General features: G+C 68.5%; 14 protein-coding genes. 5 read left to right on the top strand and 9 right to left on the bottom strand.

Features of this window, described 5'->3' with window-relative positions:
* The first annotated feature begins 51 nt into the window (after window positions 1-51).
* Window positions 52-1,593, top strand: a complete 1,542-nt coding sequence (locus tag ACFVUS_RS19180; RefSeq protein ID WP_387769996.1) for an aldehyde dehydrogenase family protein — start codon at window positions 52-54, stop codon at window positions 1,591-1,593.
* The gene (locus ACFVUS_RS19185; RefSeq protein ID WP_387767654.1) at window positions 1,590-2,420 is read left to right on the top strand and encodes an SDR family oxidoreductase; all 831 of its coding nucleotides are present in this window, start codon (window positions 1,590-1,592) and stop codon (window positions 2,418-2,420) included. The genes ACFVUS_RS19180 and ACFVUS_RS19185 overlap by 4 nt, the downstream gene beginning before the upstream one ends.
* A gap of 71 nt (window positions 2,421-2,491) precedes the next feature.
* Here ACFVUS_RS19185 and ACFVUS_RS19190 read toward each other — a convergent pair whose 3' ends face one another.
* Window positions 2,492-3,805, bottom strand: a complete 1,314-nt coding sequence (locus ACFVUS_RS19190) for a TerD family protein (protein ID WP_387767657.1) — start codon at window positions 3,803-3,805, stop codon at window positions 2,492-2,494.
* A 51-nt stretch (window positions 3,806-3,856) separates the two neighbouring features.
* On the opposite strand from ACFVUS_RS19190, the gene ACFVUS_RS19195 reads away from it, so the two are divergent.
* Window positions 3,857-4,738 carry a PfkB family carbohydrate kinase gene (locus tag ACFVUS_RS19195; protein ID WP_387767660.1) on the top strand — a complete coding sequence of 294 codons (882 nt, stop codon included), beginning with the start codon at window positions 3,857-3,859 and terminating at the stop codon, window positions 4,736-4,738.
* On the opposite strand, the gene ACFVUS_RS19200 is transcribed toward ACFVUS_RS19195, so the two are convergent.
* The 3 genes from ACFVUS_RS19200 to ACFVUS_RS19210 form a co-directional block, all read right to left on the bottom strand.
* Window positions 4,723-5,406: a nucleoside/nucleotide kinase family protein gene (locus ACFVUS_RS19200; protein ID WP_387767663.1), complete on the bottom strand. Its 684-nt coding sequence runs from the start codon at window positions 5,404-5,406 to the stop codon at window positions 4,723-4,725. The two genes, ACFVUS_RS19195 and ACFVUS_RS19200, sit on opposite strands and share 16 nt — an antisense overlap.
* 114 nt (window positions 5,407-5,520) lie before the next feature.
* On the bottom strand, window positions 5,521-7,746 hold the full coding sequence (locus tag ACFVUS_RS19205) for a protein kinase (protein WP_387767666.1): 2,226 nt from the start codon (window positions 7,744-7,746) through the stop codon (window positions 5,521-5,523).
* A complete protein-coding gene (locus ACFVUS_RS19210; RefSeq protein ID WP_387767669.1) occupies window positions 7,743-10,385 on the bottom strand; it encodes a serine/threonine-protein kinase in 2,643 nt (880 codons plus the stop codon). Before ACFVUS_RS19210 ends, ACFVUS_RS19205 begins: the two co-directional genes overlap by 4 nt.
* Window positions 10,386-10,578: 193 nt before the next feature.
* Between ACFVUS_RS19210 and ACFVUS_RS19215 the strand changes: the two genes are divergently transcribed.
* Complete coding sequence (locus ACFVUS_RS19215; protein WP_387767672.1) at window positions 10,579-12,060, top strand: amidase; 1,482 nt, start codon at window positions 10,579-10,581, stop codon at window positions 12,058-12,060.
* A gap of 170 nt (window positions 12,061-12,230) precedes the next feature.
* Here the strand turns inward: ACFVUS_RS19215 and ACFVUS_RS19220 are convergent, their stop codons facing one another.
* The 5 genes from ACFVUS_RS19220 to dacB form a co-directional block, all read right to left on the bottom strand.
* The gene (locus tag ACFVUS_RS19220; RefSeq protein WP_364637589.1) at window positions 12,231-13,118 is read right to left on the bottom strand and encodes a LysR substrate-binding domain-containing protein; all 888 of its coding nucleotides are present in this window, start codon (window positions 13,116-13,118) and stop codon (window positions 12,231-12,233) included.
* Between the two features lie 382 nt (window positions 13,119-13,500).
* Complete coding sequence (hpt, locus tag ACFVUS_RS19225; RefSeq protein WP_364637587.1) at window positions 13,501-14,055, bottom strand: hypoxanthine phosphoribosyltransferase; 555 nt, start codon at window positions 14,053-14,055, stop codon at window positions 13,501-13,503.
* Window positions 14,056-14,071: 16 nt separating this feature from the next.
* Window positions 14,072-15,073, bottom strand: a complete 1,002-nt coding sequence (tilS, locus tag ACFVUS_RS19230; protein ID WP_387767677.1) for a tRNA lysidine(34) synthetase TilS — start codon at window positions 15,071-15,073, stop codon at window positions 14,072-14,074.
* 73 nt (window positions 15,074-15,146) lie between these two features.
* Entirely contained in the window at window positions 15,147-16,328 is a 1,182-nt protein-coding gene (locus ACFVUS_RS19235; RefSeq protein WP_387767680.1) for a zinc-dependent metalloprotease, read from the bottom strand.
* A 13-nt stretch (window positions 16,329-16,341) separates the two neighbouring features.
* Entirely contained in the window at window positions 16,342-17,775 is a 1,434-nt protein-coding gene (dacB, locus tag ACFVUS_RS19240) for a D-alanyl-D-alanine carboxypeptidase/D-alanyl-D-alanine-endopeptidase (protein WP_387769999.1), read from the bottom strand.
* A 154-nt stretch (window positions 17,776-17,929) separates the two neighbouring features.
* Between dacB and ppa the strand changes: the two genes are divergently transcribed.
* On the top strand, window positions 17,930-18,421 hold the full coding sequence (gene ppa, locus ACFVUS_RS19245) for an inorganic diphosphatase (protein ID WP_387767683.1): 492 nt from the start codon (window positions 17,930-17,932) through the stop codon (window positions 18,419-18,421).
* Window positions 18,422-18,433 lie beyond the last annotated feature (12 nt).

Here is an 18,433-nt window from a genome sequence, read left to right on the forward strand (position 1 = left end):
GTGGAGCCGGCGGCCGTCGCCGCCGCCGCGCCGGAACCGGTTGCCGCGCAGGTGATTCCGACCGAGATCGAGGTGCGCAATCCGGCCACCGGCGAGGTCGCGGGCACGGTGCCGATCGATTCGGCGGCGACGGTGGCGGCCAAGGTGGCCGAGCTGCGCCTGCATCAGCCCGAATGGGAGGCCATCGGCGCGGACGGGCGTAAGGAATGGCTGCTCAAGCTGCAGGACTGGCTGGTCGACAATACCGACGCGCTCGCCGATACCTTGCAGTCCGAGACCGGTAAGGCGCGCATCGACGCGCTCATCGATCCCGCGTTCTCCATCGACCTGACCGGGTACTACGCCCGCCGGGCCGCGAAATTCCTTGCGGACGAACACCCTTCACCGCACAGCCCGCTCGCCCGGGTGAAATCGCTGACCCGGGTGTTCCGGCCGTATCCGGTGGTCGGGGTGATCACGCCGTGGAACTTCCCGCTCGCGATGCCGGTGATCGATGTGATCCCGGCGCTCGCCGCCGGTGCCGCCGTCATCCTGAAGCCGTCCGAGGTGACCCCGCTTTCGGCGGTCGCACTGGTGCGCGGCTGGCGTGAGATCGGTGCGCCGCCGGTGCTCGACATCGTCACCGGTGCGGGCGAGACGGGTGCGGCCGTGGTCGGCCACGTCGACTACGTGCAGTTCACCGGTTCCACCCCGACCGGCCGCAAGATCGCCGCGGCCTGCACCGAGCGGATGATCCCGTACAGCCTGGAGCTGGGCGGTAAGGATCCGGCCATCGTGCTCGCCGACGCCGATCTGGATCGCGCCGCGCACGGTATCGCCTTCGGCGGCCTGTTCAACGCCGGGCAGGTGTGCATCTCGGTCGAGCGCGTCTATGTGGAAGCGCCGGTCTACGACGAATTCCTGAAGAAGCTGACGGCCGCCGTCAAGGAGGTCCGCCAGGGTGTGGACGGCCGCGAACCCAAGTACGACATGGGCGCGCTGGCCAACGAGGCGCAGGCCGGGATCGTGCAGCGCCATGTCGACGAGGCCGTGAAGGCGGGCGCGCGGGTGCTCACCGGCGGTAAGCGCACCGGTGTCGGCACGCTGTTCGAGCCGACCGTGCTGGCCGATGTCGATCACTCCATGAGCTGTATGACCGAGGAGACCTTCGGCCCGACGGTGCCGGTGATGAAGGTGGCCGATGAGGCGGAAGCCGTTCGGCTGGCCAATGATTCGATCTACGGCCTGTCCGCGTCGGTGTGGAGCGGTGACAAGGATCGCGCGGAACGCATTGCGCGCCAGTTGAATGCGGGCGCGGTCAATATCAACGACGTGTTCGCGAACATGTTCAGCTTCGCGCTGCCCATGGGCGGCTGGGGTCTGTCCGGGGTGGGTGCGCGCTGGGGCGGTGCGAACGGGGTGCGCAAGTACTGCCGGCAGCAGGCCATCACCAAGCCGATCCTGCCGACGCAGACCAAAGAGCTGCTGTGGTTCCCGTATTCGCCGACGAAGCTGGCTTTCTCGCTGGCCGCCATGCGGGCCGCGGGTGCGCGCGGGCTGCGCCGGTTGAGCGTGCAGGCCGTGTTCGACACCGCGAAGGGAACCGGCAAGTGACCGACTTCAGTGGGATCTCCGGCAAGGTCGTGGTGATCACCGGTGGTGCGCGCGGTATCGGGCTGGCCACCGCGACGGCACTGCGGGCGCTCGGTGCGAAGATCGCCATCGGCGATATCGACGAGGTGAGCGTCAAGGAGTCCGGCACCGCGAAGGGTTTCGAGGTGTACGGGCGGCTGGACGTCACCGATCAGCAGTCCTTCGAGAGCTTCCTCGACGAGGTCGAACAGCAGCTCGGGCCGATCGACGTGCTGATCAACAATGCCGGGATCATGCCCGCCGGGCGGTTGGTGGACGAGCCGGACGCGATCACGCGCCGGATTCTGGACATCAATGTGTACGGCGTGATCCTGGGTTCCAAGCTGGCGGTGGCGCGCATGCTGCCGCGCGGTAAGGGGCACGTCATCAATATCGCTTCGCTGGCCGGGGAGACCCATATTCCGGGTCTGGCCACCTACAACGCGAGCAAGCACGCGGTGCTCGGGTTCACCGATACGCTGCGCGAGGAGTACCGGGGCACCGGGGTGCGGTTCTCGTCGGTGCTGCCGACGCTCACCAAAACCGAACTGGGGTCCGGGGTTTCGACGCCCAAGCTGTTGCGTCCGGCCGAGCCGGAGGAGATCGCGGACGCCATCACCCGGTTGATCGTGGCGCCGAAGTCCAAGGTGCGGGTGACCACGGTGGCGGGGGCCATCTCGCAGGTGGTCGGCCTGCTGCCGGAGGCGCTGGGCGATTGGCTCGGACGGGCGCTGGGTGCGCAGAGCGCGTTCCTGGACGATGTCGATTCCGCCGCGCGCAAGGCGTACGAGTCGCGGGTGCGCGGGTAGTTTTCGTCGAACCGAAACGGGTTGTGGCCGAGAGCAATTCGGCCGCAACCCGTTTCGTTTTCCGATCGTGATCAGTGCACGGTGGCCAGTACGAAACGCTTTCCGGGATCGATCATCTTGGAAACCGTCGCACCGTCGCCGTATTCGCCCAGGGCGGTCATATTCCAGCCGTGCGGTGCGCGGGTCAGCATGCACATGAAAAGTCCGGTGCGGCGATCACCGCGGGACAGTTCGAAACGCACCAGTTCCGCGCCGGAATAATCGTCGACCAAACGGCAGAAGGCCCGGGCGATTTCGTCGAATTTCTGGCCCGAGTAGGAATTCACGGTGAAGAGCAGCGCGTACACATCGGCGGGCAGGGCGGGCAGATCGACCGTGATCACCTCGTCGTCGCCCTCGCCCGCACCGGTGAGATTGTCGCCGGAATGCTTTATCGCGCCCTTGAACGCGGACAGCTTCACGAACCAGACCTTGCCCAATTCCTTGGCCTGCCGGTTGTAGGCGACCACCGAGGCATCGAGGTCGATATCCTTGCCGCGCTTGGCCGGATCCCAGCCGAGCGCCATTTTCACCCGGGTGAGTGAGGGCGCGCCGGTCTTGGTGAGCGATACGGTCTCGTTCTTGCTCAACGAGACTCGGCCCTTGTCCAGGCTGACGGTCGCCTCGCCGAACCTGGGCTGCGGCGGGGGTGCGAAGGACTGTGGCTGCGGCGCGTACGGCTGCTGCGGCGCACCCTGCTGGTACGGCGGCGGTGCCGGATACGGATTCTGCTGCGGCGGTGGGTAATACGACGGCGGCGGATAGTTCGGCGCCGGCGGCGGGTAATTCACCGTCGTCGGTGCGGGCGGCGGGTAGTTGACCGGTGGCGGTGTGTACCCCTGCTGCGCGGCGGGAGCGTCATCGACGGTGATGCCGAAATCGGTGGCGATTCCGGCGAGTCCGTTGGCGTAGCCCTGGCCGACGGCGCGCACCTTCCAACCACCTTGTCGCCGATAGATTTCCACGCCGATGAGTGCTGTCTCGGTGCTCAGATCGGTGGGTGTGAAGCTCGCCAGGGTGCTGCGCCCGGCGGGATCGGCGACGGTGATGGTGAGCCGTCCGGCGCGGCCCCAGTTCGGCGGTCCGGAGCCGTCCAGGCTGGCGGTGACCACGATCCGGTCGATCTCGGCGGGTACCAGCCGGGTGGTGACGCGAATGCGGTTGGGCGGCTGCGCGGTGACGCCGGGCCCGACCGGCTGGTTGTAGAAGATGAAATCGCTGTCGGACCGGACCTTGCCGGTGGTGGTGAGCAGCAGGGCCGCCACATCCACCGCGGTGGCCGCGCTGACCTCGACGACCACCTCGTCGGTGTTGATCGGCGCGTTCGCGCCCTTGGTCAATTCCATTGCCTGCCTTACCTCCCCGTTTCCACCACGGTAGCGCCGTATCGTCACCTGATGGACGACAACGGAGCGGTATTCATCGGACTGTCCACGCTGGACCTGGCGTATGCGGTGGACCGGTACCCCGCCGAGGACAGCAAGACGCAGGCCGATGAGTTGTTCCTGGGCGCGGGCGGTCCGGCCGCCAATGCCGCGGTCGCCTACGCGCACCTGTCCGGGCGGGTGCCGACGCTGGTCACGGCGCTGGGCAAACATCCACTGGCGGAACTCATCCGGGGCGATCTGCAGGAGCACGGCGTAGGCGTCACCGATCTGACGCCGGACAGTGCACAGCAGCCGCCGGTGTCCTCGATCATCGTGGCGACCGGGTCGGCGACGCGAACCATCGTGTCGCTGGACGGTTCCCGCGTGCACGCGCCGTTCGACGGCGAGGCCGCCGAGCATCTTTACGGGGTGGCGGTGGTGCTGGTGGACGGGCATTACGCCGAACCGTCGCTGCGGATCGCGGCGGCCGCGCGCGAGCGGGGCATCCCGGTGGTGCTGGACGCGGGCCGCTGGCGGCCGGTGCATACCGAACTGCTGCCGCTGATCGATATCGCCATCTGTTCGGCGGCCTTCACCCCGCCCGGTGTGTCACCAGGTGCGCCCGCGGAGCTCTTCGAGCGGCTGCACGCGCTGGGTCCGGCGTGGGTGGCCCTCACGCACGGCGCGGATCCCATCGCCTACTCCATGCCCGGGGAGCGCGGCGAAATCCCCATCGGCGCAACGCATGCCGTGGATACGCTCGGCGCGGGCGATATCCTGCACGGCGCGTTCTGCCATTTCCACACGCTCGGTGAATCGTTCCCGATCGCGCTCGCGCATGCGGCCGAGGTCGCCTCGCGGTCCTGCGTCTCGGTCGGCACGCGGGCCTGGATGGCTCAGACGATGCGGTAGGCGCGGCCGAATTTGCGCAGCACCAGATCGGCGCTGGGCCGGGTGCCCTCGACCAGGCGGGCATTGAGCAGATCACTCTCGGCGACCTTGGTGCGCGCGGCCTCGGGACTGCGGCCGCCGCGAATATGCCTGCGCACCAGGCGCTGTTCGATGACCGGGCGCGGGACGTCGAGGTACCAGGTGGCGTCGAGCAGGGGCCGCACGGCGGACCAGCCGGGTGCGCCGTGATCGTCGAGCAGCAGGTAATTGCCCTCGGTGACGATGATGCGCTGCCGGTCGAAGATCACCCCGCCGGGTACCGGTTCGTGGATCTCGCGATCGTAGGTGGGCCACGGAACCGGTTGTCCGAGTGGGGTTTCGCGTAGTTCGCGGAGCCGGTCCACATATCCGGCGGCATCGAAGGTGTCCGGTTCGCCCTTGCGCGCGAGTTCGCCGAGCGCCCGCAATTGCGCATTGGTGAGGTGGAATCCGTCCATCGGCGCGACCTCCGCGATGGCGGTCCCCGCGGCCAGATTCAATTCATCGCGGACACCGCGTGCGAGGGTGGATTTTCCGGCACCTGGTGGTCCGGCGATCCCCAGGACGAACCGACCGGCCTGTCCATCCGCGCGCTGCCTGATACGCGACGCCAGCTCCGCCAGGGAAGTTTCGACACTGCCGCGGGTCACGCGGCCAACCCTACGGAATCGGCCCGAAAATCGTTGCCGCCTCGCCAGGTCGGCGGGACGATCGATATCCGCTTGCCGCCGCGATCGTTCGTGACGACCGCGCGGGATCGCCGGTTACCCGTCGTGCCCGGAATCGTCCGGCGATCGGCCGCCTTTCGGAATCGCGCGCACCAGCGCCCGCAGATCGGCCTCGAGCAGGCGGAACAACCAGTAGCTGAGTGCGAAGGCGAGCACACCGCCGACACTCAGCCAGCGCACCGGGACGATCACCAATTCCAGGTCCTCGCGCGAGACGAAGGTGGCGGTCACGACACCGAGCAGCGGCACCGACGCGGCCGCCGCCAGATACACATTGCTGCGCCGCGCCAAACCGAGCAGCTGTCGCCGATCGGCCGGTCCCACCGCGCCCCGCACCAGCAACTGCGGATACAGCGCCCGCACCGAATACCCGGCGATCAGGAAGAACGGATACGCGAGAGCGATTGCGGCACACACCACCTGGGCCGTGAAGAAATGCAGGAAGGTGTGCGGTGGCAGCCGCGCCCCGGACGCGGACAGCGCCAGCGGCCAGGCCACGCCCGCGATCACCCACATCAGGAACGGTATCCACACCGCCCGCTCGCCGAGCAGCAGTGTGTCCGCGCGGGCGCGGGCCAGCGCCGCAGGCGAATACCGGTGCCCGCGGGCGAGTCGATAGGTGACCGTCAGCGGCCGCCGCGCCAGCCACAGCAGCAGCAGCGCCGCCAGCGGGAACGCGATGGCATTGTTGACCAGCGCGACCGTGCCGAAACGCCCCTGATCTTCCGCTGACAGCCGATCCACGATCAGGCTCTGATTCAGCCGGATGTTGTAGACGCTGGCGAGCGCGTTCGGCACGCCGACGCACAGCGCCGCGATCGGCACCGGCCAGCTCCTGGCTCGCGACCGCCAGCTCTTCGGCGGCGGATCGACCAGGTCCCGGGCGCGCGCGTCCAGGCAGAGATCCAATTGCCCGGCCAGCTCGACGCCGTTCTGCCAGCGCCGATCCGGATCCGGGTCCAGACATTCCAGCAGGACGCGGCGCAGCGTGGCCGGGGTGTCCGCGGGCAGTGCGGCCAGTGCGGCCGGTCGCACCCCCGCGCGCCGCCGCGCCAGCATGGCGGTCACGACCTCGTGCCCGGGTATGCCGTCCGCCGCGGGATCATCGAATGGTGCCGCGCCGGTGAGCATTTCCCACAGCAGCACGCCGAGGGAGAAGATATCGCTGCGCGCGTCCGGCATCGGTGCGGCCGGATCCAGCCGTGCGGCAAGGGCTTCGGGTGATCGCCAGCGCAAACCCTCGGGCGAATCCGACGCCACCCCACCGGCACCCGGGATACCGGCGTTCCAATACAGCGGCCCCAGTGCGAAATCCGCGAGTTTGGGCACGCCCTCGGCCGTGAACAGCACATTCTCCGGCCGAATATCGTGATGCAGCACCCCGTGCCGCTCGGCGTAATCGAGCGCCGCCGCCAGCCGCCGCCCCACCCACGCCACGGTCTCCGGCCAGCTCAACTCCGAAATCTCGCGCCGCACACTGGAATCCGCGGGCCGAATCTCCCCGCGCGCCTCCATCGCGGCGTCGACCGCCCGCAACAGCAGCTCACCGCCGGCCGCGGGACCGGGTTGCGCGCGCAGCAGGGTGAGTACCCCCGCGGCATTGCCGCCCGGCAGGTACTGCATGTACAGCAGGCGCAGGGGGTTGCCGTTGCCCGCGATGAGGCGCTGATCGTAGACGCGGACGATGTAGTGGTGGTCGAGTTGGGCGACGGTGGGGCTGTCGCTGTTCGCGCCGAACTCCACCCGTACCGCGACCAGTCGCTGCATGGAACGCTGGCGGGCCAGGAACATGCGGCTGTGCCGCACCCCGCCGAGATCGGTGAGCAGATCGAAATCGTCCAGGCGGCGGCCGGTTTCGATGCCCTCGGGCAGTTCCTGCGGCGGTGCGGGGGTGATGCCGTCCGAGAAGCGCCGGCGGATCTCCCCCGCCACCTCCGGGTATTCGGCGCTGAAGGTGTCGACGTCCAACGGCCGGTACCGACTGCGGACCAGGTATTCCTCGCACACCAGATCCGCGAATTCGGAGCTGCGGATGACAGCCGGGAATTCGGTGCGATAGTCGGCGATGCGCTTCTCCATACCGGTGCGCCGCCAGCGCTGCCGCATATCCACCCGCACCAGTGCGGTGAGCACATCGAGTTGCAGCGCTTCACCGTCGGGAACGTAGCCGTCCAGTTCCGGCGGTTCGAGTCGATCGCCGCGCAAGGTGGATTCCCATTCGGCGGTGAAGCGGGAAACCGCCTGCGCCGGATGCTCATTCACGTTCGGGCACCCACGGGCTCCCCGGTATCGCGAGCGGAATGACCGGGCGACACCACGCGCTCGAGGGCCTGCAGATCGGCTTCGAGCGCCCGGAACATGGCGTATACGGCCACGAATGCCACGATTCCGCCGACGCTGAGCACCCGCACCGCCACGATCACGCGCGGAATGTCCTCGGGCGGCAGGAATGTCACGCCCGCGACGGCCAGCAGCGGCACCGACGCCGCGACCGCCAGGTACGTGGTGCAGCGGTGTCCGAGCCGATGCAGCCACACCGCGTCCTCGGCACTGATATCGCCGTGCCGCAGGAACATCGGATAGATGCAGCGCACCAGGAAGAACGTCACCAGGAAGAACGGGTACGCGACCGCGATGGCTCCGCACACCACCAGCGACACCACGAAATGCACCATGCCCCGGGTCGGAATCTCACCGGTGGACAGGCGCAGGGCGACCGGGAAGGTGATCGCGCTGATCAGCCACAGCGAGAAGACGATGAGCGAGATGCGTTCTCCCGCAAGCAGTACATCGGCTCTGGCCCGGCGTAGCGTGTCCGCGTCGTAGGTTCTGCCCTTGCGCAGGCCGCGCGGCACCACGATCACCCGCCGGCACAGATAGATGATCAGCGCCGCCCCGAGCGGGAAGAACAGCACGTTCACCAGCGCCGTGATGAGGGTGAAGGTGTGCATGGCGGCGTCGGACATGTGGCTGATGATCAGGGTGTTGTTGTGCACGATGTTGTACAGCGAGGACAGCACGTTGGGAATCGCGATGGCGAGCGCGACGAGCGGGATCAGCCAGGGCCGCAACCGCAGTCGCCAGCTGTGCGGCGGCGGATCGACCAGATCGCGGGCGCGCTGGTCCAGGCACATCTCCAACTGGGTGGCCAGAACGGTTCCGCTGCTCCAGCGGTCCTCGCGGTCGGGGGCAAGGCAGGTGAGCAGCACGCGGCGCAGCGCGGCCGGGCAGTCGTCGGGGACGCGTTCCAGGGCGACCTGTTCCACCCCGCCGCGCCGCCGGTCCAGCATGGCCTCCAGGGTGGTGTGGTCGCCGTGGCCGCCGGGTCCGGCGGTCGAGTCATCGAATGGTTTCGCACCGGTGAGCAATTCCCACAGCACCACGCCGAGCGAGAAGATATCGGCGCGGGTGTCGAGTTCGGCGGCCGAGCGGGCGCGGCCGGGATGGCACGCCTCCAACTGTTCGGGCGACATGTACGACAGCGATCCGCCGAAGTAGGCGACCGGGCTGGCGTCATCGAGATTGCGGCTGAAACTGATGTTGAAGTCGGCCAGTTTCGGCACGGCCTCTGCGGTGAGCAGCACGTTCGCGGGCTTCACATCCCGATGCAGCACCCCGTGGCTGTCCGCGTAGTCGAGCGCCTCGGCGAGCCTGCGACCGAGCCACGCGACGGTCTCCGGCCAGCTCAGTCCGGCGAGCTCGGCGCGCACACTGGAGTCGGTGGGCCGGATCTCACCCTTCTCCTCCATGGCCGCGTCCACGGCATCGAGCAGCAATTGCCCGCTGCGTTCGGCGACCGGGGTGGCGCGCACCCAGCGCAACACCCCGAGCAGGGTGCCGCCCGGCAGGAACTGCATGTAGAGCAGCCGCATGCGCCGCCCGCTGCTGGTCCGGATACCGGAGATGAGCCGCTGGTCGAAGACCCGCACGATGTAGTCGTGGTCCAGTTGCGCCAGGGTCTGCGGTTCGGTGCCGTGATCGGCGGACACCTTGACCGCGACCAGGCGTTGCAGGGAGCGTTGCCGGGCCAGGAACACGCGCGCGAACGCACCGCTGCCGAGACTGGTGAGCAGATCGAAATCGTCTATGCGCTGGCCGATTTCGAGCCGGTCCAGCAGTTCACCGGTTTCGGGGGCGCTGAGTCCGCCGCCGGTGGCGCGGGTGCCGTCCCGAGCCGACGGGTCCTGCTGGGTGAGTTCGCCCTGGTCGGGGACCCGGGTGGAATCACCGTCCAGCAGGCCGCCCGCGCGGGTGGAGTCGATATCGAGCGGTATGCCTGGATGGGTGGAATCGCCGTCGTCGAAGGGTGCGGCCCGGGTGGCGTCCTCGCCATCGCGAATGAACGTGGAATCACCGAAAGAGTCTGTGCCCCTGGTGAATTCGTCGAGTATATCGGCGGCCCGGGTGAACTCGGCCGAAGGCACGTGGGTGGTGCCGCCCCGGGTGGAGTCGTCCCGAGCGGCCCGCCGCGTGCTCTGATCCTCGTCATCGGCATTGAGCAGTTCGCGCAACTCGCCGGCCTGGTGCGGATACTCACGCAGGCAGTCGCGCGGATCCACCCGTTCCCCGCTGTGCCTGCGGATGACGAACTCCTCGTACACCAGCCCGGCGGGCAGATCGGGCTCGGTGAGTTCGGGGAATTCGGCGCAGTAGTCGGTGAGGCGTTTGTGCCGTTCCTGCGCCGGGACCGGCCCGCCGGGGCGGCGCAGCCAGCGATGGCGCATATCGACCCGGATCAACTCCAGCAGCGCGTCCCGTCGCAGCGTGCTTGCGTCGGGCAGAAAAGCTGCGATATCCGGCGGCGTGGCGGCACTGCCCCATGCCGCGGTGAACGCCGCGACCACAGTGAATTCCGTTCCGGCCGAGTGACGGCCGGAGCGGCGCTCGGAACTTGAAACCATGTCCGCACCCATCTGGCTCGGCACGGATACCGTTCGAATCCGTACTGACGATCCATAGATGGACGGGTTTTCCGATACCGGAAAAATCCGCCACACCAGACACCATCATCCCTGAGCAATAGCCGGAATGATAACTTGCGGCTGAACAGCGGATCACCCGATTTCGAACTCGAAGCGACGGGGGAACACCAGCATGTACGACGAGGGCGCCGCGCTAGCGGTCGACGCAGCGGTGAACGAGGCAGTGGTGAACGACGATAAAGCCGATATGAAGCCGGAGCCGCACATCGCAGCGGCAGAACCCGAAACTCCCGAAATCCTTCCACCCTTGGATCTGACCACCGCCACCGGGATCGCCTCCGCCGTCCAGAACGGATCGGTGACGGCCGAGCAGATGGTGGACGATGTGCTCGCGCGGATTCGCGCACAAGATCGAAAAGTGAACGCGTTCAGCGAGGTTCGCTTCGACGCCGCCCGCGCCGAAGCGCGCGCGCTGGCCGAGCGGCCCGATCTGGACGTACTGCCGCTGGCCGGGGTTCCGGTCGCGGTGAAGAACAATATCGACGTCACCGGCGAGGTCACCCGCGCCGGATCGCTGGCCGGGGGCAATCGGCCCGCGACCGCGGATCATCCGGTGGTGCGGCGACTACGCTCGGCCGGCGCGGTCATCGTCGGCCTGACCACGGTTCCGGAGTTCGGGCTCTGGGGCGTCACCGATACCCCCGAGCGCATTACCCGCAGTCCCTGGAATCCCCGCTTCAGCGCGGGCGGCTCCTCCGGCGGATCGGGCGCGGCGGTCGGCGCGGGCATGGTGACCATCGCGCACGGCAATGACGGACTGGGCTCGGTGCGCATTCCGGCCGCCTGCTCCGGCGTGGTCGGGGTCAAACCCGGACGCGGCCTGGTGCCCGCCGAGGTGGGACTCGATTCCTGGGGCGGCATGACCGAAAACGGCGTGCTGGCAACCACTGTCGCGGACGCGGCGCTCATGCTGTCGGTGCTCGCCGATCGGCCCGCGCTCGCCGAACTGGATCCGCCCAAGACACTGCGCATCGGCCTGGCCACCGCCGCGCCGACCCCGCTGTCCCGGGTGGATCGGGCCTGGGCGGGCGCCGCGGATATGGCCGCGGCCGCCGCGTCCACCGCCGGGCACACCATCGGGGTGTCCGAACTTCCCTATCAGGGCGCGACTTTCGCACTCGGCCTGCGCTGGGTGGCCAACGCCGCCCGCGAGGCGACCATGGTTCCGCATCCGGAACTGCTGCAGCGCCGCACTCGCACGCATATCGCGCTGGGCCGCTTCGTGCTGAAATCGGGGCTGCTGCGCGCGTCCCAGGTGGACCGCATCGAGGCGCGGCTGCTCGACTACTTCGAGCGCTACGACGTCGCCATCACCCCGACCCTGGCCACCCCGCCGCCCCGCGCACGCCGCTGGCACTCGCGGCCATGGCTCGCCAATATCGTTGCCAGCGCTCGCTTCTCACCGTTCACACCGCTGTGGAATCTGGTCGGCTGGCCGGCCATCTCGGTGCCGATGGGGGTGCACCAGCGCACCGGCACCCCGCTGGCCGCGCAGCTCATCGGCCCGCCGGGCAGCGAGAGCACACTGTTGAAACTGGCGGCGCAACTCGAGGCCGCCTGCCCGTGGGAGCGCACCGCGCCGGGTAAGGAGTAGGCCCCGGCGAGAAGTCGGGTCGCACCCCGGCCGGACTCGACCCGGCCGGGTGGCGAGCCGCCAACCGCGTCAGGCACGAAAAAGGGCGGTCCCGGTGCGGGACCGCCCTTTTCGATTTCGCTGCTCAGCGGCGGCAATGCCTCCGACCCACTACCGCCGTCCGATGCGAGCTATTGCGCGGCGACCGGCTCGCGGTCCGCGAATCCGCCTTCGAGCACGCGGGCGGCGAACTCGAGGATGGTCGGGCGGTCGTCATCGGCGCGCCAGGCGACGGCCAATTCGCACGGCGCGAGTCCGGCGACGGGTCGCGCGGTCAGGCCGGGCCAGCGGTACATGGGCACATTGTTCTCGGCGAGCAGGCAGACACCGAGTCCGAGCGAGACCGCCTCCAGGCGCTCCTCGGCGGTGGCCGCTTCCGCGCCGATCTTGGCCTGGCGACCGCCGCGGGCGTCCGCGCCGAGCCAGAAGTCGCGTGCCGCACCGGCTTCGGCGGGCATGGCGATGAAGGATTCATCGGCCAGCGCGGCGAATTCGATGGTGTCCTGTCCGGCCAGCGGATGGTTCTCCGGCAGCAGTACCCAGCGCGGTTCGGTGCGCAGCACCTGCCACCGGTAGCGACCGGTGTCGGGTACGGGCAGCCACATGAGCGCCAGGTCCGCCTGTCGCCCGGCCAGGCCGCTGGACGGGTCGGTCCAGGATGCGGAGTGCAGGGCGAGGCGATGCCCGCTGGCGCTCTCCAGATCGGTGATCAGGCCGCGGCCGATGGAGGATTGGATGCCGACGCGCAGCACCTCACCCGCCTCCTGCAGCGCGACATTGGTGACTTCCCAGAGCTCGAGGATGCGGCGCGCACCCTCCAGCAGTTCCTTGCCCGCGACAGTCAGTGCGACACTGCGCTGATTGCGGTCGAACAGGACCACGTCGAGTTGACGCTCCAGCTGTCGAATCTGCCGGGACAGCGTGGGCTGCGCGATGTGCAGCCGCTGGGCGGCGTTGGTGAAATGCAGTTCCTCAGCGACGGCGACGAAATACCGCAGGTCGCGCAAATGCGGGTCCATAGCCCCTTGCTATCAGAATCGGTCTTGAATATCCAGCCGTATCCGACCCAAAAGTTTGAAACTGAGTCAGAAAACAGCCGTCAGGTTTGTTAAAGACAGCATAGGGCGCGCCCGAAACTTTCCGGTAACCGGCACCGCGAATTCCTGGCCATTCCCCCCGACACGCACGTCCGAAATTGATACAGACATGTGACCAGCAGTAACACGCACCACGCTACACACCCCCGCCGACCGGCGCGACCCGAGAGCTGACCCCCGGCAACAAGCCCCGGCAACCCGGCTCACCGCGTCCACGGCTCTAACGTGAGTTTCGTCACAGAAGCAGCGAGACCGCCCGCCGAATCCGGCGAACGGTCTCCGCACGAGAGCTGTGGGACGGGATCTATCCCCCGTAAACCTTCGGGTCCAGCGTGCCGATGTACGGCAGATCGCGGTACCGCTCGGCGTAGTCCAGGCCGTAGCCGACCACGAACTCGTTCGGGATGTCGAAACCGACCGCCATCACATCCACCTGGGTGCGCAACGCGTCCGGCTTGCGCAGCAACGTCACCACCTCCAGCGAGGCCGGATTGCGGCTGGACAGGTTGCGCAGCAGCCACGACAGCGTCAGACCGGAGTCGATGATGTCCTCGACGATCAGCACATTGCGCCCGGCGATGTCCTTGTCCAGATCCTTCATGATCCGCACCACGCCCGAAGAGGAGGTGGAGGACCCGTAGGAGGAGACCGCCATGAACTCCATCTGGGTGGGCACGGTCAGCCGCTTGGCCAGATCCGTCATGAAGAAGATCGCGCCCTTGAGCACGCCCACCAGCAGCAGATCACCCTCGGGGGCACCGGCGGGATAACGTTTGGCGACCAATTCGGCGAGCTCTTGAACCTTGTCCGCGATCTCGTCTTCGCTGATCAGCACCGACGCGATGTCGTCCCCGTACACGTCCGCTGGTTTCCCTTCAGAGATGATGTCGACCCCGATCGGGTCCGCTGTGGGCCGAGCCCAGTATGAGCCTGCCACGTTCACGCGCGGCAACCAACCTGGTCCCGGTGACCGAACCACCGACCGCCACCCCGCCCTGACCGCGCCAGTCGGTGACCAGTGCCTCGACCGCTCGTAAATTGCTGTCCGTCAATGATTTTGCGCCCCCGGCGAGCAGCCACGCGCGAATGACGCGCCGCCGCAGCGCGGGCGCGACAGTGGCGAGCGTCTCGAGGCGCAGGGCAGCGCCATCAATCTCGGATTTCAGCAACTCATCGGCAATCTCACCCAGGGCCGCCCCGTCCTCCCGCAGCTGCGCCGCCGTCCGCGCCAGCGCCGGGGCAACACCCCCACCCAGCACCTCCTCCAGCAGCGGCAGCACCTCGGTGCGCAGTCGAACCCGGGTGAACTCCGGCGAGCTGTTGTGCGGATCCTCCCAGGGCCGCACCCCGAGATCGGCGCACAACTGCCGGGTGACGGCCCGCCGCACCCCGAGCAGCGGCCGCCCCCACGGTTCCGCGTACTCGGTCATCCCCTGAATCGATCGGCCGCCCGACCCCCGAGCCAAACCGAGCAGGACGGTTTCGGCCTGATCATCAAGGGTGTGCCCGAGCAGTACCGGCAGATCCGACCGCGCTCGATCGAGTGCGGCATATCGTGCCCGCCGCGCCGCGGCCTCCAGCCCGCCCTCGGTCCCCACCCGGACCGTGAGCACGCGCGCGGATCGGCATCCCAGCTCCATGGCCGTCGCGGCGGCCCGCGCCGCCACCTCGGCCGAGCCGTCCTGCACTCCGTGGTCGACCACGTAGGCGTCCACGGCGGCGGCTTCGACCGCCGCTGCGGCGGTCAGCGCCAATGAGTCCGCGCCACCGGACAATCCGACCGCGACCACCCCGTCCGGGGCGTATTTCCCCAGCCAATCCCGCACGGCATGGCGCGTTTCCAGCGCCGCACGCGTCTCGGGTAGCCGTGGATTCACGCCCCGATCGTCGCATGGACGCGGGATTACCCGGCCCGCCACGTCGGATCGCCGATCGGGCGGCGCGACCGCCTCAGCCCAGTACGCGGGTGACCCAGCGCTGCGGGTCACCGATCTCCTCGGTGCGCGGCAGCGTGTCGGCATCGGTCCAGATGTGGTTGAAACGATCCATGCCGACGGTCTGCACCACCTCGTCGACGAAAGCCTTGCCCCGAACATATTGCGCCACTTTGGCATCCATGCCCAGCAGCGCGCGGAGTAGTCGCTGCAGCGGATTGGCGGGGCGCTTGCGGCGCTGGTCGAAGGCGGCGCGAATGCGGGTCACCGACGGGACGACGGCCGGGCCGACGGCATCCATCACATGATCGGCGTGGCCTTCGAGCAGCGTGCCGAGCATGAGCAGCCGGTCCAGCGCCTCGCGTTGCGGTTCGGCCTGGGTGGCGCGCAACAGTCCGACCATGCCGCCCGCCGGATCCTCGATCCCGCGGCGGCGCTCCTTCACGGCCGCCACGAGGCGGCCGAGCATATCCGCCATCGGCTCCTCGCCGGCGTCGCCGAGGATCTCCACATTGCGCTGCATGTATTCGGCGAGCCACGGCGCGGACGAGAACTGCACCCGGTGCGTGACCTCGTGCAGGCACACCCAGAGCCGGAAGTCGCTGGGCGGCACGCCCAATGCGCGCTCCACCGCCATGATGTTCGGCGCGACCAGCAGCAGCGTGCCATCCGGTCCGCTGAACGGGTCGTACTGCCCCAGGATCGCGGTGGACAGGAACGCCAGCATGGCACCGGCCTGCACGCCCGCGGGCTTGCCGACGAACTTGCCTTTGCCCCCGGCCTCGACGCCGGTTCCGGTCAGCTGCCCCATGGATTCCGCGGCGGCGGCGATCCAGCCCTTGCGATCGACCACGCGCGCGTCCGGCACCACCCGCCCGTCGATGAGCCCGCTCACCTCGCGCACCGGGCCCTCGGCCCGTTTGGAGGCCTCGGCGAGCTCACGCACGGCCTGTTCGGCCGAATACCGGGACGTACGCGGCCCGGACGGCACCAGCGCGGCCCCGGTGCGGGCGGCCAGACTCCAATCGACCGAACCGGTCAACGTGGATTTGAGCCGTGACGGCTCACGGGTGTCGATGCTCACCGGTGCCTGCCCATCGTCACGGCCGTCCGCGAATTCGATACGCGTGACGGCCTTCTCATCGGTACGACCTGTCTCTGCGCCCGGCCGGTCGGCGGGGTGTTCGGGTCCGGTCATAGTCATCCACCCGTCAGGAGCAGCCACAGTTGCGCAGTGCGGCGGCGATGGCGTCCAAGGCGGGGCGGCTCTGTTCGGGCAGCCGCTGATTGGACATCAGCGCGAAGGTCAGTACGCGCCCATCGCGATCCAGCACATATCCGACCAACGCGCTCGCGACGTCCAGAGTTCCGGTCTTGGCCCGCACCCAGCCCGCTCCGGCCCGGTCACGGCTGGTGTAGCGCTCGGCGAGCGAGCCGGTGGCCCCGGCCACGGGCAGGTAGTCGAGCAGACCCGCGAGGGGATGGTCCGTGGTGTTCGCGGTCGCGGTGACGCCCGAATTGCCTTGTCCCTCGCCACTACCCGGCAGCGCGGCCACGGTGACGATGCGGTCCAGCAGGCGCGGCGGAATCAGATCGTCCACCGACAGGCCGCTGGCATCGAGCAGGGTCAGGCCGCTCGTATCGAATCCGGCGGCGCGCAGGGTGGTCGCCATGGCGGTGACGGTGCCGGTGAACGACGCCTCCGAACCCGCCGCGACGGCGATCTCCCGCCCGATGGTCTCGGCCAGCACGTCATCGGAGTGAACCATCATGTCGCGCAGCCGATCTCGCAGCGGCGCGGACTGCACCGAGGCGACCTTGGTGGCCCCGGCGGCCGCCTTGCCGAGCCGCACCTTCGCCGGATCGAGTCCGAGGTCGCTCGCCAGCCTGCGGCCCGCGTCGAGCGCGGGGGTCGCGGTGCGCGGCGAATACTCGACCAGCGGATTCAAGCGTCCGCCGTCGATCATCACCGGATCGATGGGCGCGATGGATCCGCCGCCGATATCCGCCGGATCCCAGCCCTGCGCCATGGTCGACCCGGCGTACGCCGAGGTGTCCACCACGATCGTGTCCGGCTTCTGCCCGGAGGACTTGATCTGCGCCACCAGATCCGACAGTTTCGGCCCGTCCGGGTAGTAGCCCTTACCGTCCGGCTGCGCGGTCAGCGTGGGATCGCCGCCGCCGACCAGCACCAGCTCATTGGCGGCCGCGCCCGTGACGACCTGCGTGGTCACCCGGTGGTCCAGCGGCAATGCCAGCAGCGCGGCGGCCGTGGTCAGCACCTTGGCCGTGGAGGCCGGGATCATCGGCTTGCCCGGATCGGTCGTCCACAGCACCTTGCCGCTGTCCGCGTCCGAGACCGAGGCCGCGAAGATCCCCAGATCCGGATTGCCGACCACGGGTGCGAGCGCGGCGGCCAAACCGTTCGCGCTCGGCGCCGGTGCGTCCGGCGGAGCGGCCGCCACCTGCGGTAGCGGTTTCACCGGTGACGGCGGGTCCGCGATCGTCAAGCCCCCGTGCCGGAATTCCTCCGTCCACGGTTTCAGCGTCAACACCACACCCGTGGCGATGCCCAGCACCACCACCAAGACCGATGCCACCAGGATCCAGGTCTTACGACGCCGCTTGGCTTCCAGCCCACCGATGTTCTGCTTGTTCCGAGCCACCTGCCGCCGTCTCCCTGATACCCGTCCCTGCCGAACCCACGCATCCGCGCATCACACTATCCTCGTTGCGCAGTCGTTCCCCCGAACGAGCTGGCGAGTCGGCAGCCATACCCGCACCGAAGAAGGAGATGACGTGGAGTTCGACGTCACCATCGAGATCCCCCGGGGTCAGCGCAACAAGTACGAGGTAGACCACGAGACCGGCCGGGTGCGGCTGGATCGCTACCTGTACACGCCGATGATGTACCCGGCCGACTACGGCTACATCGAGAACACCCTCGGCGGCGACGGCGATCCGCTGGATTGCATGGTGCTGCTGCCCGAGCCCGTGTTCCCGGGTGTGCTGGTCGAGGCCCGTCCGGTCGGCGTGCTCATCATGAGCGATGAGGCCGGCACCGACGAGAAGCTGGTCGCGGTCCCGAACAAGGACAAGCGCTGGGATCACATCCAGGACGTCGAGGACATCCCGGAGTTCCAGCGCAAGGAGATCGCGCACTTCTTCGAGCGCTACAAGGACCTGGAGCCCGGCAAGTGGGTCAAGGTCGAGGGCTGGGACAACCGTGCCAAGGCCGAATCCCTGGTCACCGAGGCGTACGCGCGCCTGAAGGAACAGGGCGGCCACTGATCTCGGTGCCGA

The sequence above is a fragment of the Nocardia sp. NPDC058058 genome (assembly GCF_042885355.1).
GTDB lineage: Bacteria > Actinomycetota > Actinomycetes > Mycobacteriales > Mycobacteriaceae > Nocardia.

Excerpts from the sequence above, each read along its gene's own strand:
- ACFVUS_RS19190 (WP_387767657.1), bottom strand. The coding sequence starts at position 3,805 with ATGGAATTGACCAAGGGCGCGAACGCGCCGATCAACACCGACGAGGTG.
- ACFVUS_RS19195 (WP_387767660.1), top strand. The coding sequence starts at position 3,857 with ATGGACGACAACGGAGCGGTATTCATCGGACTGTCCACGCTGGACCTG.
- ACFVUS_RS19210 (WP_387767669.1), bottom strand. The coding sequence starts at position 10,385 with ATGGTTTCAAGTTCCGAGCGCCGCTCCGGCCGTCACTCGGCCGGAACG.
- ACFVUS_RS19215 (WP_387767672.1), top strand. The coding sequence starts at position 10,579 with ATGTACGACGAGGGCGCCGCGCTAGCGGTCGACGCAGCGGTGAACGAG.
- ACFVUS_RS19220 (WP_364637589.1), bottom strand. The coding sequence starts at position 13,118 with ATGGACCCGCATTTGCGCGACCTGCGGTATTTCGTCGCCGTCGCTGAG.
- ACFVUS_RS19235 (WP_387767680.1), bottom strand. The coding sequence starts at position 16,328 with ATGACCGGACCCGAACACCCCGCCGACCGGCCGGGCGCAGAGACAGGT.